The 16,672-nt window shown below is 40.0% G+C and carries 12 protein-coding genes; 9 read left to right on the top strand and 3 right to left on the bottom strand.

The features are described from left to right. Positions 1 to 132: 132 nt before the first annotated feature. Positions 133 to 1,134 carry a hypothetical protein gene (locus J4Q03_RS13860; RefSeq protein WP_426048728.1) on the top strand — a complete coding sequence of 334 codons (1,002 nt, stop codon included), beginning with the start codon at positions 133 to 135 and terminating at the stop codon, positions 1,132 to 1,134. A 17-nt stretch (positions 1,135 to 1,151) separates the two neighbouring features. After that, positions 1,152 to 1,667 carry a hypothetical protein gene (locus J4Q03_RS13855; RefSeq protein WP_426048727.1) on the top strand — a complete coding sequence of 172 codons (516 nt, stop codon included), beginning with the start codon at positions 1,152 to 1,154 and terminating at the stop codon, positions 1,665 to 1,667. 48 nt (positions 1,668 to 1,715) lie between these two features. Here the strand turns inward: J4Q03_RS13855 and J4Q03_RS13850 are convergent, their stop codons facing one another. Beyond that, positions 1,716 to 2,483 (bottom strand): methyltransferase domain-containing protein, encoded by a 768-nt coding sequence (locus J4Q03_RS13850; RefSeq protein WP_426048726.1) that lies wholly within the window; start codon positions 2,481 to 2,483, stop codon positions 1,716 to 1,718. 389 nt (positions 2,484 to 2,872) lie between these two features. Further along, positions 2,873 to 3,343: an Lrp/AsnC family transcriptional regulator gene (locus tag J4Q03_RS13845; RefSeq protein ID WP_426048725.1), complete on the bottom strand. Its 471-nt coding sequence runs from the start codon at positions 3,341 to 3,343 to the stop codon at positions 2,873 to 2,875. Positions 3,344 to 3,485: 142 nt separating this feature from the next. Here J4Q03_RS13845 and J4Q03_RS13840 point away from each other — a divergent pair, with 142 nt between their 5' ends. The 7 genes from J4Q03_RS13840 to J4Q03_RS13810 all read left to right on the top strand — a co-directional run bounded on the left by J4Q03_RS13840 (position 3,486) and on the right by J4Q03_RS13810 (position 13,912). Beyond that, a complete protein-coding gene (locus J4Q03_RS13840; protein ID WP_426048724.1) occupies positions 3,486 to 4,874 on the top strand; it encodes an MFS transporter in 1,389 nt (462 codons plus the stop codon). Positions 4,875 to 5,519: 645 nt separating this feature from the next. Beyond that, complete coding sequence (locus J4Q03_RS13835; RefSeq protein WP_426048723.1) at positions 5,520 to 6,314, top strand: metallophosphoesterase; 795 nt, start codon at positions 5,520 to 5,522, stop codon at positions 6,312 to 6,314. A gap of 96 nt (positions 6,315 to 6,410) precedes the next feature. Then, positions 6,411 to 7,328, top strand: a complete 918-nt coding sequence (locus J4Q03_RS13830) for a helix-turn-helix domain-containing protein (RefSeq protein WP_426048722.1) — start codon at positions 6,411 to 6,413, stop codon at positions 7,326 to 7,328. A 239-nt stretch (positions 7,329 to 7,567) separates the two neighbouring features. After that, a complete protein-coding gene (locus tag J4Q03_RS13825) occupies positions 7,568 to 8,713 on the top strand; it encodes an efflux RND transporter periplasmic adaptor subunit (protein ID WP_426048721.1) in 1,146 nt (381 codons plus the stop codon). A 9-nt stretch (positions 8,714 to 8,722) separates the two neighbouring features. After that, positions 8,723 to 11,863: an efflux RND transporter permease subunit gene (locus tag J4Q03_RS13820; protein ID WP_426048720.1), complete on the top strand. Its 3,141-nt coding sequence runs from the start codon at positions 8,723 to 8,725 to the stop codon at positions 11,861 to 11,863. Positions 11,864 to 11,880: 17 nt separating this feature from the next. Beyond that, entirely contained in the window at positions 11,881 to 13,299 is a 1,419-nt protein-coding gene (locus J4Q03_RS13815) for an efflux transporter outer membrane subunit (protein WP_426048719.1), read from the top strand. A 58-nt stretch (positions 13,300 to 13,357) separates the two neighbouring features. Further along, positions 13,358 to 13,912: a DUF2652 domain-containing protein gene (locus J4Q03_RS13810; protein ID WP_426048718.1), complete on the top strand. Its 555-nt coding sequence runs from the start codon at positions 13,358 to 13,360 to the stop codon at positions 13,910 to 13,912. 292 nt (positions 13,913 to 14,204) lie between these two features. Here the strand turns inward: J4Q03_RS13810 and J4Q03_RS13805 are convergent, their stop codons facing one another. Next, positions 14,205 to 16,466, bottom strand: a complete 2,262-nt coding sequence (locus tag J4Q03_RS13805) for a glycoside hydrolase family 3 C-terminal domain-containing protein (protein WP_426048717.1) — start codon at positions 16,464 to 16,466, stop codon at positions 14,205 to 14,207. Positions 16,467 to 16,672 lie beyond the last annotated feature (206 nt).

Here is a 16,672-nt window from a genome sequence, read left to right as displayed (position 1 = left end):
ATTGTTGAATAGAAGGCCAACTAAAATTTTATTTTTAACACATTAAATTATGTAAAAAACATTAATTTATTATAAAGTCATATGGATGATTCAAATTTTGGCGCCATTAATAGGAAATTCATTTTCTTGTTAATGGTTCTTTTTTACGGTATTGCGAACGCGCAATGCACAGCTTACACAGGTCAGGCAATGAATGCCGGGCAGACTTATTGTCTTACCGGGAACCTTACTTTGGTTAACGATATTACCATCCCGCAGGATGCACTTCTTATTATTGAGCCCGGAGGTGCACTTGTGGTAAAAGGTATTACGGTTAACGGTAACCTGGAGATCAGGGATGATGCCAGTGTGAAATCCGAGGGATCAATCATTATAGGTGTTTTCGGAAGCCAAAAGAACTCAAAAGTGAAGCTGGGAACAAAAGCTTATCTTTCTCTTACCGGTTCGGTTTCCCAGGGAGATCCTACATTTATGGGAACATTTCCCGGAACTACTTCAACCATTGATATGGGAACATACAGCGTTGTGGAAATATGCGGAACTTTCAGCCAGCAGTCTGTTACCTATCCTTTTATAAATTACACTGGAGCTCCTTTGGGAAAAGCCTATTGTATTGCCAAAGCCCAGGTAAACGGAGGGGGCAGCTCTATACTCAGTAACGACAGCCAGATTATAGCCATTGCAATGGATACGGTAACAGGGCTTTCGCCCGGAAATGCCAGCTTCTGCGGTCCAAATGCCACCCAGGCTTCATGCCCAAGTCTTTGGCCCGACGGGCTTCCCAGTGATAAATTAGCCTGCGGTTTTGCGGATGAAATCGTTCATGAATTAGATGATTACTGTACCAAGCCCGGAGCTTCGGGAACGCCTGACGGTTATACCAAAATGGGGATCACCATACAGCAGAAAACCAATAACTGGCCTGAAAATATCCCTAATGGTTTTCTCGCATTGGAGTCGAAAACTAAAGGCTTCGTTATCACCAGGGTACAGCATGTAAGCCTGACTCCTCAGCCGGGAGATGCTGTTGCAGAGCCGAAAGAGGGGATGCTTGTCTATGATATTCAGGACAGTTGTGTGAAACTCTACAACGGCTCTCAATGGAAATGTATCGAAAGAAGCTGTAATGATTAATCTAATATTGACATAATATGAAACCTATAAAAAAGATAAGTATAGCCCTGATATTGATGACTTTTAATTCTTTTTATGCTCAGGTGGCTATAGAAAAAGAAATCATTGACGGCAGGAGCACCATACTGGATTTCAATAATACCTCCACGAATACAAAAGGTCTTATTCTTCCGGCAACACAGGGAATTCCTGCAGGCAGCCCGGCAAACGGAACATTTGTATTTGATACATCAGATGACAAAGTAAAGGTGTACGAGAATAATACCTGGAAAGCGCTCAGTGATGTGGGAAATTCAGCATCGGTAATAGCTAACGGCTCGGATGAAGCCGGAAATGGAGTAGTGATCGGTACTGAAGAAGGAAGTGCAGACGGAATACTCGTTCTGGAATCACCTGACAAAGCTATGATTCTTCCCAAAATATCTTCGCCGCATCTTAATGTGAAAAGTCCGTACCCGGGAATGGTATGTTACGATACAGTCAGCAAAACCTTTGCTGTTTTTGACGGAACGGTCTGGAATTACTGGAAATAGTAATAAAGATTATTCAAAGCCCTGTACTCAATAAGAACAGGGCTTTTTTTATTTTTTCCTTCCATATAACAGGATTCTTTTGAAAGCATAAATAGCCGGAAGTTTTGGGAAATTCTTCCTGATGCGCTGTTTAAATTCTTCCGTAAACGTTTTTTGCTGTTCCTCATCAAGCTTTTCCAGATAAGGGATCAGGGCTGATCCTGAGATAAAGCTGAATAAAGTTTCATGATCTTCCGCAATAATAGGATATACCTTCTGTGAGAGATTCATATCCTGAATGCCGTTATCGAAAAGGATTTGTGCATATCCATCAATGGTAAGCACCGCGGAAGGGCGGTTCCATCCATTAAGCTGTGTGCGGAAAGGTTCTTCATCTGCAAGTTCAAATAGAATTTTATTCAATGTATTTCCCGGCTGATAAGGCATCTGTACCGCCAATTGACCATCGGTATTCAGTTTGGAGATCAGCTTCGGAAACAGCTCCTTATGGTTGTCGGACCATTGCAGGGCAGCGTTGCTGAACATAAGATCCCAGTTTTCATCAGCTCCCAGAACTTCTTCTGTTGTAGCGAGTCTGAAATGAAGCCGTTCATTTTCCAGAGTCTTGGATTTTTCGAGCATTTCGGGAGAAGAATCAATCCCTGTAAATACAGCATTGGGAAACTTGTCTGTAAGAATGGCAGTCTGTTCACCCGTTCCGCAGCCGAGATCTACTGCTTTCATATGTTTTTCATTCGTGATCAGCTCTGTAAGATCGTAGAATGGCTTGAAACGGATATTCTTAAACTGATTATAAATTTCAGGATTCCAGGGCATATTCTGTAATTTTAAATGAGAATACAATGTACTCAATCTGTAACAGATGGAAGAAATTTATGTATTAAAAGAATCTTAAATATGTTTTTTTACTTAATTGAGATGTATTCTCTTGCAGATTTGTAAGATTATGCAGATCTTTTATTATAAGTTGATATTTCTAAGTTTTAAAAGCAATTTAATAAAGAATAAAGAATAAAGAATAAAGAATAAAGAATAAAGAATAAAGAATAAAGAATAAAGAATAAAGAATAAAGAATAAAGAATAAAGAATAAAGAATAAAGAATAAAGAATAAAGAATAAAGATCTTATTAATATCCACAAACATCTGCGTAATCCGCTAAATCTGCGAGAGATAAAAACTCACGCTAGGTTTTAGATGTAAAACTTATAAAATCTGTACACTTTCCTTAATACTGTTCATTACAAAAATACTTTTCGTCTGCCCGATCCCCTCAATTTCAGAAAGCTTATTCACAAAAAACTCATGGAACTCATCCATATTCGGGGCAAGGATCTTCAGCATAAAATCAAAATCCCCGCTGATATTGTAAAACTCTACAACTTCTTTCAGCTTGCCAACTTCTTCAATGAATTTTCCGGCCGTTTTTTTATTGTGAACATTCAGGGCGATCATGCAGATCACCATCATGCCTTTATTAACTTTTTTACGGTCCAGTACAGCGGTGTATTCCTTGATGATTCCGAGTTTTTCCATTCGTTTAATGCGTTCATGAGTAGGAGTAGGGCTCAGATTGATTCTTGCTGAGATATCACGAACACTCATTTTGGAGTCTTTCTGCAGCAAACGCAGAATAGACAGGTCTTTTTCGTCAGGAGTATAATGTTCTGCAGTCATTTGTTCTGTTTTTAAGCTTGTTGTTGATGGTAATAGTGTATTTGTTCTTTTAAAATTAGTTAAAATACAAATTCGTTCCAAATTTACTATATAATTTTTACATATGTTCTTTTAAAATTAATTTTGCAGGAAATTTGAATACATGAGTACAAGGAAAAACTTAATATTAATATTAGCATCAGTAGGAACTTTTGTGGAGGCTTTGGATATTGCCATTATTAATTTAACGATTCCTTCTATTCAGGAGCAGTTTCATATAGGAGCGGAGACGGTACAGTGGCTGCAGACCCTTTATGTACTGTTTTTCGGAGGTTTTCTGATTATTGGCGGAAAGCTTTCCGATCAGATCGGGCGCAAAAAAGTATTCCTTATCGGAGGTCTTATTTTTATGCTGACTTCATTAGGTGCCGGACTCTCGCATAGCTTTGAATTTTTGGCCGTATTCCGTGCTCTTCAGGGGCTGGGAGCAGCTTTGATTATGCCTTCAGCTTTATCCATTGTGACGAATACGTTCAGAGGAGAGCAGGAACGTAACCGTGCCATTGGGATTTTCAGTTCTTTTGCGGCGATTGGTTCGGGAAGCGGGCTTTCTGTAGGTGGAATTATCAGTACTTATCTGAGCTGGCACTGGGTTTTCCTGATCAATGTGCCTGTTCTTTTCCTGACGCTAATTTTTGCCTATCAATATCTGCCTGCAGATGAAAAAAGTGAAACCGGTCAGAAAACAGACCTTATATCCGGAATACTGCTTGTTTTAGGACTGTTGAGTCTTACCTACGGAACTCATGAACTGGTTCATATAAAAGAAAATTCTTTCATGATTATAGGTTCTCTGGTACTTGCCGTTCTGCTTTTGGCTGGTGTATTTATGAGACTGAGATCTGTAGCCCAGCCTCTGATCGATTTGCAGTTGTTGAAACACAGGTCACTGAAGATTTCTAATGCGGTTTTCTTCATGTTGGGGGCATTTTTTATAGGGTTCTTGTTTCTTATTTCATTAATGCTTCAGAAAGATATGGGACACACTGCGGCTTCAGCCGGGCTGATGCTTGTACCTTTCAGTATCATGTCTGCACTGGCAGCAAAATTTGTCTTACCTCATATTTCCAGGAGATTAAATTCTTCGCAGATGGGCGTGTTCGGATGGAGTTTTATGCTGGCGGGAGCTTTAGCCTTACTGATTGCTGTGTATACGGGACATCCGCTGGCTGTTGTTCTACTGGGAGCTGCATGTATTTCAGGAATCGGGATGACATTCTGTTTTACAGCACTTTCGGTGATGGGAATTCAGGATGTGGAACCTTCACATTATGGTGTGGCATCCAGTCTGAGCTCTACAAGTTACTTCCTTGGGGCGGGCATCGGACTCTCGTTCATGACTTTGATGAGCCAGATCTTTCCTTCCCAATATGCAGTTGGAGATTTAAGTCTGATCATCCTGGTTGGATATGCTCTTCTGGCTCTTGGAATGCTGCTGTATTTCATTGTTAAAAGTTTAAAAACCAGACCGACTAGAATAGCTGTTTCGTAAATAAATCCATAATCTTAACGCAGGAGTTACTACTTCTTTCTGAATGAAAACAAGAAGACAGCTTGTTGTTGATCAGGAAGATAACTATAAAAATATCTGCGTTCTTTTTTTGTTGTGGGCGTTAATGCTGGCCTGGAAGCTGTAGCGTTAAGAAAATTATAATTTAATTCGTTAAAAAATTCCCAGTGTCTGAGTGTGGGAAGACTATTGAAACGAAGCAGTAGCAATAAATCCACACGAGTTTGGGAATTTTAGAAGCAAGTTTTAATTGTTAGCGAAAGATTTCAGCCTTGAATTTTTGGTTCCTTTGTTTCAAGATAAAAGAGCATATAAGTATAACAGTTATTTGTTTATAAATAAGTCCTGATACAATCAGTTTTTATTAAATAATCTGAATTCGGCAATGTCAGAAAACAACTGTATTCTTATCGCAAAGGCAAACAAAGTAGATTTTCTGCTATGTATAGTAAGGTAAACAAGGGCATTTCATTCAGCAAAGTAATACAATATAACTCCCTGTGTATTGCTTATCAATAAGCGAAACGGCTTTGTTTATCTTAAAACCAAATGAATGCTTAAAAACCTTGTTTATCATTGCGTTTAATTTTAATCTTTTCCCGGACTCAGGTAAAATATACAAACTATATGAAAAAGGATCGGTATTATAATGCCGGTTCTTTTTATTTTAGCAGAATGAAAATACAGATCATCAGTGATCTTCACCAGGAATTCGGATCAACTGATTTATTTTTTGACCATGCAGATATAGTCGTATTAGCCGGAGATATTAATCTGGGAACAAAAGGAATTGAATGGATCAAGTCGAAAATCATGAACAAACCTGTTGTGTATGTTCTGGGAAATCATGAATATTATAAAGGCTCCTATCCTAAAACATTAAACAAAATAAAGCAAGCTACCGAAGGTTCAAATATTTTTGTTCTTGAAAATGAAGCTGTAGATATTGACGGTATCCGATTTCACGGAGCCACACTGTGGACCGACTTTTCTATTTTTGGAAATCCCTTACATTACGGAATGATCTGTCAGCCGAAAATGAATGATTATAAAAAGATCAGGCGGGATCCTTCGTATTCAAAAATGAGGACCATTGATACGTTTAGAATTCATCAGTTTTCAAAGCTCTGGTTAAAAGAAAGTCTGGAAAACTCTGGAGGCTTACAAAATATTGTCGTTACCCACCATGCGCCGAGCATTCAATCTGTCCCGGAACAGTACAAAGAAGATCCCCTTACCGCTGCCTATGCTTCTGATATGGAAGATTTTATTACAAAGCATCAGCCATTATACTGGATTCATGGGCACATCCATACGCCATTCAGATACTCTATCGGGAAAACCGAAATTATTTGTAACCCGCATGGCTATATTGATGAAAAATATAATGGGTATGAAAAAGAGCTGATTATTGAAGTATAAAGAAAGTACTTTCTCTTCATTCTTCTGTCTTTTAGCTTATCTGCGTTTTGTCTCATTCATACAAATAGCCTAATTTCGTACTCTAATTCATTCTTAATGGCTAAAAAGTCCACCACAGACCCCGTAGAATTTGTGTCCTTATTTACTTTTGAAGAACTTCTTAATGAAGTAGAGTTTGATCTCAGGATAAAGGAATTTGTGGTGATGGAAATTGATAAGGCTAATTATGCCATAAAGCTCAATACCCCTTACCGTTCAGATTATTTCTGCATTTTTATGGTACAGCAGGGAGGAATCCGTTTCAGACTTGATGACAAGAGCTATGGTGTATCTGAAGGTGATATCATTTTCTGCCCTTTTTCAGAAATATTCTGGGTGGATATGATCTCAGAAGATTACAGGGCTAAATATATTTTCTTTTCCCTGGATTTTATTTCTGATGCGGGGTTTAACTATAAGTCGAATAATGTACTGAAAAGCCTTTCAGCAGATCCTACACACATTATCAGGAATGAACCCGATCTCTACAGAAGACTGAATTTCCACGTTGATGAACTGAAAGTACTGAACAATACAGAAAAAGAAAATTATTACTTCAATGAAATGATCTGGCATCACTTTTCTCTGGTGATCTATGAAATCGACAATTATTTTAAGAAAATTGAAAAACCGCATCAGGTAACCCATCGTGAGGATGAACTGACGACCAGCTTTTTTACCCTCGTCCGGGAACATTTTAAAGATGAGCATAATGTACAGTTTTATGCAGACAAACTATGTATCAGCCGTAAATATCTGACCAAAGTAATCAATAAAACGATGTTCAAATCACCACGTGATATCATTCATCAGGTATTGGCTGTAGAAGCCAGACTTCTTCTCAAAAATCCGAACCTCAATGTCAGTCATGTTGCTGTAGAGCTGAAGTTTTCTGATCAGGCATCTTTCAGTAAATTCTTTAAAAAGCATACAGGAAGGTCGCCATTGGAATATAAAAAAGATGATTTATATTGATAATCAATCCTTTAATGGGTTTAATACTTGATTTTGATGTCTTTTTGCTAAATTGTTAATATTTTTTGATGTAAAAAGTAGAATTATATTCTTTGTGTATTTTACTAAAAGGTATTAAATGATATTTCTCATGTTTTAAAGAATTAGGAGTCTTTTCGACAAAATAAGGAGTTTTTTGAATATTTCGGTTGAATTTTTTTAGGGCGAATTTTGCCGGGTAAATTTAAAGGAATATTGTTATGCAGAGATTTTTTATTCAAAAATCAACTATACTTTTCCTCGCGCTGATCGTCTTGGCAGGATGCAGGAAAAACAATCAAAATCAGTCTTATCAACAGCAGGCCCCCGAACTTCCGGTAGATAAAGTGAAGCAGGGAGACGCTTCTGTTTCCAGGGAATATGCAGCATCAGTGGAAGGAATCTCCAATGTAGAAATAAGACCGCAGGTTACGGGATATTTAAGTAAGATCTTTGTAGATGAAGGAGATTATGTAAGAGCGGGACAGCCGCTTTTCAAAATAGAAGACCAGATCTTCCGTGAGCAGATGAAAAGCGCTCAGGCAGTACTGATCACAGCGCAGGCCAATCTTTCCACTTCGAAAATTGATCTCGACAGGAAAAAGGAATTATTAAGAAATAAAATGGTTTCTGATATCCAGGTAAAAGAAGCGGAAGCAGCTTACAACGCAGCCAGAGGAGCCGTAAGTCAGTCGGTATCTGCCATTGAATCAGCAAAGATCAATCTTAATTTTTCTACCATTAAAGCTCCGGTAAGCGGATTTATCGGGAGATTCAATTACCGTCTGGGAAGTTTGATGACGCCCTCCAATCAGGAACCGATCACACTTTTATCTGATATTCACGAGGTTTATACTTATTTCAGCATGAGTGAAAATGATTTTAACAGCTTCCAGAAACAGCAGGCAGGAAGTAATATCAGTGAGATCATCAAAAATACGCCGGTTGTTTCCCTATTGCTTTCCGGAGGCGAGAAATATGCACAGACCGGAAAAATAGATGCTGTAGAAGGGCAGTTCAACAAAACTACAGGTTCCATCACGTTAAGAGCAAAATTTACCAATCCGGACAATCTTTTGAGAAGCGGGAATACCGGAAAAATTGTAATGAATCAGTTTTACAGTCATGTGGTTTTGCTTCCCATAGCTTCTACGAGAACCATTCAGGATAAGATCTTTGTGTTCTCTATCAAAGGCGGAAAAGCAGTAATGCTTCCGGTGGAAGTAACCGGAAAAGCTGGTGATAATTTCATCGTTTCAAAAGGACTGAAAGCCGGTGACGAGTATATTGTAGCTGGTTTCGACAGGCTGCAGCCGGGAACGCCGGTAGTTGCTCAGAAGAAGAATGCCCAACCGAAAAAATCGTAAGAAAAAATCATGTTAAAGACAATTATAAAAAGACCCGTACTGGCAACGGTAATCTCCGTGTTGCTTGTTATTCTGGGTATCGTCGGTATGGTCAGCCTTCCGATCACCAAATTTCCTGATATCGCTCCGCCTACCGTAATGGTAACTGCAGCGTATCCCGGAGCCAATGCAGAAACGATTGCCAGGTCCGTGGCGCCACCCTTGGAAAATGCCATCAACGGGGTGGAAAACATGGATTATATTACATCCACAGCCAGTAATGACGGTACTTTAAGTATTACCGTAATCTTTAAACTGGGTACGGATCCGGACCAGGCTGCGATTAACGTTCAGAATAGAGTGGCGCAGGTAACCAATCAGCTTCCGGCAGAAGTTATTCAGGCCGGAATCACAACGGTGAAAAGACAGAACAGTATGATCGCCATGGTTTCACTGACCAGTAAAGATGGTACAATGGATGATCTTTTCCTTGAGAACTATGCTAAAATCAATATCGTTCCCGAACTGAAAAGAGTAAAAGGAGTAGGAGATGCCATGGTATACGGAAACAAAGATTACTCCATGAGAGTATGGCTTGATCCCAATAAACTGACTTCCTACAACCTTACGCCTTCAGATGTTTCACGGGCGATCCAGACGCAGAACCTTGAGGCGGCTCCGGGAAGATTCGGGGAAAGAAGTAAGGAAGCGATGGAATATGTCCTTCGTTACAAAGGAAAATTCACTGAGCCAGAACAGTATGAGAATATTACAATTAAAGCATTGAACGATGGTTCTGTTTTAAAGCTAAAAGATGTTGCCAAAGTAGAATTTGGGGCATATAGTTATACCGTTTCTTCTAATTTCAACAAAAAACCGTCGGTAACGATGGCGATTTTCCAGATGGCCGGATCTAATGCCAACGAGGTACAGATCGCCCTTCAGGAGAGAATGAAGGAACTTGAAAAATCGTTCCCGGAGGGAATGAATTATGAAATTCCCTATGCTACAAAAGAAGCACTGGACCAGTCTATTGATCAGGTAATCCATACTTTGATCGAGGCATTTATCCTGGTATTCATCGTGGTATACATCTTCCTGCAGGATTTCCGCTCTACGCTAATCCCTGCTATTGCGGTTCCGGTGTCTATTGTGGGAACTTTCTTCTTTATGAATTTGTTTGGTTTTTCTATTAATATCCTGACGTTGTTCGCCCTGGTACTGGCCATTGGTATTGTGGTGGATGACGCCATTGTCGTCGTGGAAGCAGTCCATGCTAAAATGGAACATAAAAAGCTTAACCCAAGGGCTGCGACCATGTCGGCGATGAGTGAGATTACAGGAGCTATTGTCTCCATTACATTAGTGATGTCTGCGGTATTCGTCCCGGTAGCTTTTATGAGTGGTTCTACGGGATTGTTTTATCAGCAGTTTGCCCTGACATTAGCGATTGCCATTGTGATTTCAGCTATTAATGCATTGACGTTGAGCCCTGCTTTGTGTGCTATATTTTTGAAACAGCACCATCCGGGTACTCATGAGAAAATGAACTTTAAAGACCGTTTCTTTGCCGGGTTTAATGCAAGTTTTAATAAACTGACCTTCCGTTACGGAAAAGCAATTCTATTCCTATTAAAAAGAAAATGGGTAGCGGGGATCCTTATTCTTGTATTCGGAGGACTGTTTGTATGGATGTCTATGACAACGCCTAAAGGATTTATTCCTGATGAAGACCAGAGTTTTATCATCGTAACGGCCAATCTTGCTCCGGGAGCATCCAAAGACAGAACGACTAAAGTAGTTTCTGATACCGAAGACCTGTTAATGAAAAATCCGGCAGTGGAAAAAGTAATTTCTGTGGACGGGCTGAACTTATTCAGTGGGTCCATGTCATCTTCCGCGGCTTCTATTTTCGTTAAACTGAAAAAAACGGAGGAAAGAGGAAATGTAAGTAATATCAATGACATCATCGGTCAGGTGCAGGGAACACTTTCACAGGATAAAAGAGCAAATTTTCTTGTCATCAATACGCCTACAGTAGACGGTTTCGGAAATACCAGCGGAATGGAGCTTGTGCTTCAGGACCGTACGAACGGGGAACTTCAGAATCTTGGAAATATTTCTTACGGAATGATGGGTGCCTTGATGCAGAGACCGGAAGTGGCGGTTGCGTTTACAACTTTTGATGTAACCTATCCGCAGTTTGAAGTGCTGGTAGATGAGGTGAAAGCAGCGCAGCTTGGCGTGAATGTTTCCGATGTATTGGGTGTAATGCAGGGGTATTACGGGAGTATTCAGTCTTCGGATTTCAACCGGTTCGGGAAATACTACAGAGTTTTGGTTCAGTCTACTCCTGAAATGAGAGAAGATAAAGAATCACTGAACGGTATTTTCGTTAAAAATAATTTAGGAGAAATGGTTCCTATCAACACATTGGTTAGCTTAAAACAGGTAACAGGAGCAGAAGTAGTAGACCGTTTCAATCTGTTCAACTCTTCGAATCTAACGGTAATGCCGGCTCCCGGATTCAGTACGGGACAGGCAATGGCAGCTATTGACGAGGTAAGCAAGCAGGTACTTCCTCCGGGATATACTTACGATTATAAAGGGATGAGCCGTGAAGAGGTAAGTGCAGGTTCACAGTCGGTAATGATCTTCGGACTGTGTATTATCTTTGTTTTCTTTCTTTTATCGGCCCAGTATGAAAGTTATGTACTTCCATTGGCTGTGCTTATTGCCATTCCTGTAGGTTTATCAGGTGTATTTGTAGGAATTACGATGGCAGACCTGTCCAACAACATTTACGTACAGATCGCTTTGGTAATGCTCATTGGTTTATTAGCGAAAAACGGAATTCTGATTGTGGAATTTGCCATTCAGCGTAGAAGAGCAGGGAAAAGCCTTATTGCTTCTGCGGTAGAAGGAGCCAAAGCCCGTTTGCGTCCGATCCTGATGACCTCATTGGCATTTATTGCCGGACTTCTTCCCTTACTGTTTGTAATAGGACCTTCGGCTTTAGGAAACCATTCTATTGGATATGCTGCAGTTTCAGGGATGATTTTCGGAACTGTTTTAGGGATATTTGTGGTTCCTGTACTTTTTGTAGTCTTCCAGGCCTTACATGAAAGAATGAGCGGGAAAGTAGTGACAGCAGCAGACTGGGAATATTAATCCAAATGATTATTAAAATGAATTCAATTAAAAACATAGCATATTTCGCATTGATCTCAGGAGTTGCCGTTTCGTGCAAAGTTCAGAAGTATGAACAGCCTGAAATGAAAATACCTGAAGCCTTCAGAAATGACAGTATTGTTGCAGAAACTCAGGAAAACATAGCAAAAACCAGCTACAGAGATTTTTTTAAAGATCCTGTTCTGATCAACCTTATTGATAAAGCCATCGCACAGAATAATGACTTTCTTGTTGCATTGAAACAGATAGAATATGCCTCCCTTGCTTATAACCAAAGCAAGTGGGGGAATGTTCCCACGATCAGTGCAACCGTTGCGAATGCCAGTATCAGCCGCCCTTCGGACAACAGTATGAATGGAATAATGGCAGGGCAGTTTATGGGGAAAAAATATACGGAAGATTATACAACATCTGTGAACATTTCATGGGAAGCAGACATCTGGGGGAAGATCAAAGGAAGAAAAGAACAGGCTCTGACAGAATATCTGAAAACCCAGGAAGCAGCCAAGGCGGTTAAAACCCAGCTGGTAGCATCTGTTGTACAGGGATATTATAATTTACTGATGCTGGATACCCAACTTCAGATTACAAAATCCAATCTGGAATATTCTGATACAACACTGAAGTTTTTAACCAAGCAGCAGGAATTGGGCTTAACGACCGCTTTAGCTGTACAGCAACAGGAAATAGTGAAAGATCAGATTTTAAAAACGGTCCCTGCTATTGAAAGTTCTATTGCGGTTCAGGAAAATGCACTGAGTCTGCTTACAGGCTCCATGCCTGATAAGATTGAAAGAAGCGCAAGCCTCAATAATGTACAGTCGCCGGACAGAATTGCAGCAGGAATCCCGTCAGAATTATTAAGCTACCGGCCTGATATTAAAACTGCTGAACTTGAAGTAAGGAAAAGTGCAGCAGCTATTCATGTCGCAAAAATGAGTATGTACCCTTCCCTGAATATCACAGCTCAGGGCGGGCTGAATGCATTTCAGGCAAGCCACTGGTTCAGTGTTCCCGGTTCCCTTTTCGGAATGGCGGCGGGCATGATTGCACAGCCTATTTTAAACGGGAAACAGCTGAAAACACAGTATGAGCAGTCTAAAGTGCTGGCAGATCAGGCTGAAATTAATTTTAAGCAGTCCGTTTTAAAAGCGGTTGGAGAAGTTTCTGATGCACTGGTCCAGATTCAGAAGCTGGAAGAACAGCAGAAAATTGCAGAAGGGCTGGCCGTGAAATCCGGTGAGGCCGTGAAAAAAGCTGATATTTTATTTAAATACAATTCAGCGACTTATGTGGAGGTGATCATTGCGCAAAGCAATAAGCTTCAGGCAGAACTGGATCTGGCTTCCCTGAAAGCACAACGATTGAATGCCATCACTTCTCTGTACAGAGCGGTTGGCGGCGGCTGGCAGTAAAGTAAAATGAAACCTGCTTCGTCTATCATAATGCAGCAGGTTTTTAAACTAAATCATTATGAAGAATACAAATATACATGAGGGTATCATTCTTATTCCTGATTTCAGCGGGTTTACTGAATTTGTGTTCAATACCAAACTTTATACAGGAGAATATATTGTAAGACAACTCCTATCTACGCTGATTGATATGAATGATCAGTATTTTGAGATTTCAGAAATCGAGGGCGACGCCATTTTATTTTACAGGTACGACAATCATCCGTCTTATGAGCGTATTTCAAAAATGCTCTGGAACATGCGGAATGCATTTAACCAAAAGATTAAAGAGTTAAGCCAGGAACTCAGTACAGCCATCGACATGTCGCTGAAATTCATTGTCCACTATGGAAAATTTTCACAGTATACGATCGGGAATTTTAAAAAGCTTTATGGCAAAACAATAGTAGAAGCTCATCAGATGTTGAAAAATGAATTTGCCGAGCAGCCATCTTATGCTCTTTTCAGCAATTCCTTTTTGGAAAACAGTGGTAATGAAGAGTCAGAAATTAATACACAGAAATATCATCTTCCTGAAGGCGGGATGATCCATTATTTTGAGAGTGCCAACTAGCATATCTGTTTTTTAATCCTTGTAAATTTGCGATGTCCGGAGAGATCCGGGCATTTTTTTGTGGATGAAGTGATTAAGGTTCTTGATAGTATCATTTGATACTATCAATCCGGATAAAATTATGACTTTTAATATAGAGTAATTCTGCAAGAGTTTTTAGAGAACAAATTTCATTTTTAGCGGAAAGTTCTAGGTCTTGAATTTTTCGTTCTTTTGTTTAGAATGCAGAATGGTTTTACAGAAAAAGCAGATCCCGTAGAACCTGCTTTGATATTAAATATATTAATAATGATTACTTCAGCGTAAACTTCACCTTTGTCTTAATTCCATCTGAAGAATTCCCGATCTGCGCTTCAAAATCTCCAGGTTCAGCTGTCCATTCGTGCTTGTCTGCATCAAAATAGCTTAATGCTGTTTTATCAATTGTGAAAATCACTTCTTTCTGTTCACCAGGATTTAAATAAACCTTTTCAAAACCTTTCAGTTCCTTTGCAGGGCGCGGGACAGAAGCTTTGATATCACTGATATAAAGTTGTGCAACTTCAGCACCTGCTTTCTTTCCTGTATTTTTTACTGTCACAGTGAATGTAATTTTATCGTCCTGAGACATCACTGTTTTATCAGCAGAAGCCTTTCCAAACTCAAATGTGGTATAGCTCAATCCATGTCCGAAACTGAATAAAGGTTTGATCTTTTTTGTGTCGTGCCAGCGGTAACCCACAAAAACACCTTCGTTATAGGTAATATTGATCGGATTTTTCTGGTCTTTTCCTTTTCCTGCAGCCAGTTCATCTTTCTGTCCGGGATATTCTCCCAGTTTATGCGCCGAATTTTCTTCCAGCTTCACAGGAAAAGTAAACGGAAGTTTTCCTGACGGATTTGCATCACCAGCCAATACAGAAGCAATAGAATTTCCGGCCTCGGAACCAAGATACCACGACTGTACAACAGAAGGAACTTCTTTAATCCAAGGCATAGCCACTGCATTTCCGGAAACCAGAACCACTGCAAGATTTTTATTTGCTTTCGCTAATGCAGAAATCAAATTGTCCTGATTATAGGGTAGTCCATAACTTTTTCTGTCGTTACCTTCACTGTCCTGGAAATCAGATTTATTCAGTCCTCCAACGAAAATCACATAGTCGGACTTCCTGGCCAATTCTACAGCTTCGTTCAGTAATTCAGATGCAGAACGGTCGTCTTTCAGGTTCTGTCCGGATTTCACCCCGTTATATTCACCCCCGATGTCCCCTACATAACCTCTTGCATACTGCACGTCGGCCTGCTTTCCAAATCTGGACTTGATTCCGTCCAGCGGAAGTGTTTCATATTTTACCTTTAAAGAGGAAGAACCTCCGCCGACGGTCATGATCTTGATGGCATTTTCACCGATCACCGCAATTTTTTTAGCTTTATTAAGATCGATAGGAAGTACATTTCCCTGATTTTTCAGCAATACAATTCCTTCTTCCCCGATCTCTTTGGCTACGGCTTTATGCTCTTCAGAAGCGATATTCCCGAAAGGTTTGTTCCTGTTCATCGTAGTTTTGTAGGCTAAACGAAGTAGTCTGGTCACTTTATCGTCAAGCTCCTGTGTTCCTACTTTTCCGGCTTTGATAAGATCCAAATAAGGTTTTGCCAAATAATAATTGTCGTAGGCATTTTTTGTCCCTGCAGAAAGTCCGTTCGTCCAGCTTCCGAATTCAAGGTCTAATCCGTTGTGGATTGCCTGTTCCGTATTGTTTACCGCTCCCCAGTCTGATACCACAACGCCTTTGTAGCCCCATTCCTTTTTCAGAATGTCATTTAAAAGATACTGGTTTTGGCTGGCATACTGGTTTTTGTACATATCATAAGCGCCCATGATCGTCCATGAGTCTCCTTCAGTTACCGCCGCTTTAAAAGGGGGAAGGTAGATCTCATATAACGTTCTGTCATCAATATTTACGTTGCTTGTATGTCGGAACATTTCCTGGTTATTTAAAGCAAAATGCTTTACAGAAGTGGCCACACCATTGGATTGTACTCCTTTGATATACGGAACCACCATTTTTGAAGTCAGGTAAGGGTCTTCACCCATATATTCGAAGTTTCTTCCGTTCAAAGGTGTTCTGTAGATATTAACACCGGGTCCCAGAAGAATATCTTTTTTTCTGTATCGGGCTTCTTCCCCTAAGGCTTTCCCGTAATTCCAGGACATTTTCTTGTTCCATGTTGCAGAAAGTGCTGTCAGGGCAGGGTAGGCAATGATGGAGTCGTTCGTCCATCCGGCCTGGTCCCATTCGTCCCACATCACTTCCGGACGTACTCCGTGAGGACCGTCTGTGGTCCAGAATTCAGGAATTCCCAGTCTTGGAACGCCGGGCGAACTGAACTTGGACTGTGCATGCAGCATAGCCACTTTTTCTTCCACGGTCATTCTCGAAAGAGCATCCTGAATACGCTGCTCTACAGGTTTTGATTCATCTAAATAAACGGGTTGGGTATGAGTCTGGGCCATATATGAAGCAGCAATAAAAGTGAATAAACTTACAATGGCGGTTTTCTTGAACATAAAATGCCTTTTTATTGATTAACAACAAAAGTAAGTAAAATTTTTATTATCTCAAATTGAGAAAATAATTTTTAACCAATAAATTTTTTTGATCTCGAGTCTCAAAGTTTGAGAGTATAGGGGTTTGAGAGTTGGAGTGTATAGTTTCGTGCTCCGGAGGTTTGAGTTCTCTGTTACGATATACTCTGCACTCCGAAATTCTAAAA

Origin of the sequence: Chryseobacterium sp. NFX27 (genome assembly GCF_049887855.1) — a bacterium.
Taxonomy (GTDB): Bacteria; Bacteroidota; Bacteroidia; order Flavobacteriales; family Weeksellaceae; genus Chryseobacterium.
The sequence above is the reverse complement of the archived record's forward strand: the minus strand, read 5'-3'. Positions and strand labels throughout refer to the sequence as shown.

What these genes read in the sequence shown, in the direction of transcription:
- J4Q03_RS13860 (WP_426048728.1), top strand. Translation starts at nt 133, where the DNA reads ATGGTTCTTTTTTACGGTATTGCGAACGCGCAATGCACAGCTTACACA.
- J4Q03_RS13855 (WP_426048727.1), top strand. Translation starts at nt 1,152, where the DNA reads ATGAAACCTATAAAAAAGATAAGTATAGCCCTGATATTGATGACTTTT.
- J4Q03_RS13850 (WP_426048726.1), bottom strand. Translation starts at nt 2,483, where the DNA reads ATGCCCTGGAATCCTGAAATTTATAATCAGTTTAAGAATATCCGTTTC.
- J4Q03_RS13845 (WP_426048725.1), bottom strand. Translation starts at nt 3,343, where the DNA reads ATGACTGCAGAACATTATACTCCTGACGAAAAAGACCTGTCTATTCTG.
- J4Q03_RS13840 (WP_426048724.1), top strand. Translation starts at nt 3,486, where the DNA reads ATGAGTACAAGGAAAAACTTAATATTAATATTAGCATCAGTAGGAACT.
- J4Q03_RS13835 (WP_426048723.1), top strand. Translation starts at nt 5,520, where the DNA reads ATGAAAAAGGATCGGTATTATAATGCCGGTTCTTTTTATTTTAGCAGA.
- J4Q03_RS13830 (WP_426048722.1), top strand. Translation starts at nt 6,411, where the DNA reads ATGGCTAAAAAGTCCACCACAGACCCCGTAGAATTTGTGTCCTTATTT.
- J4Q03_RS13825 (WP_426048721.1), top strand. Translation starts at nt 7,568, where the DNA reads ATGCAGAGATTTTTTATTCAAAAATCAACTATACTTTTCCTCGCGCTG.
- J4Q03_RS13820 (WP_426048720.1), top strand. Translation starts at nt 8,723, where the DNA reads ATGTTAAAGACAATTATAAAAAGACCCGTACTGGCAACGGTAATCTCC.
- J4Q03_RS13815 (WP_426048719.1), top strand. Translation starts at nt 11,881, where the DNA reads ATGAATTCAATTAAAAACATAGCATATTTCGCATTGATCTCAGGAGTT.
- J4Q03_RS13810 (WP_426048718.1), top strand. Translation starts at nt 13,358, where the DNA reads ATGAAGAATACAAATATACATGAGGGTATCATTCTTATTCCTGATTTC.
- J4Q03_RS13805 (WP_426048717.1), bottom strand. Translation starts at nt 16,466, where the DNA reads ATGTTCAAGAAAACCGCCATTGTAAGTTTATTCACTTTTATTGCTGCT.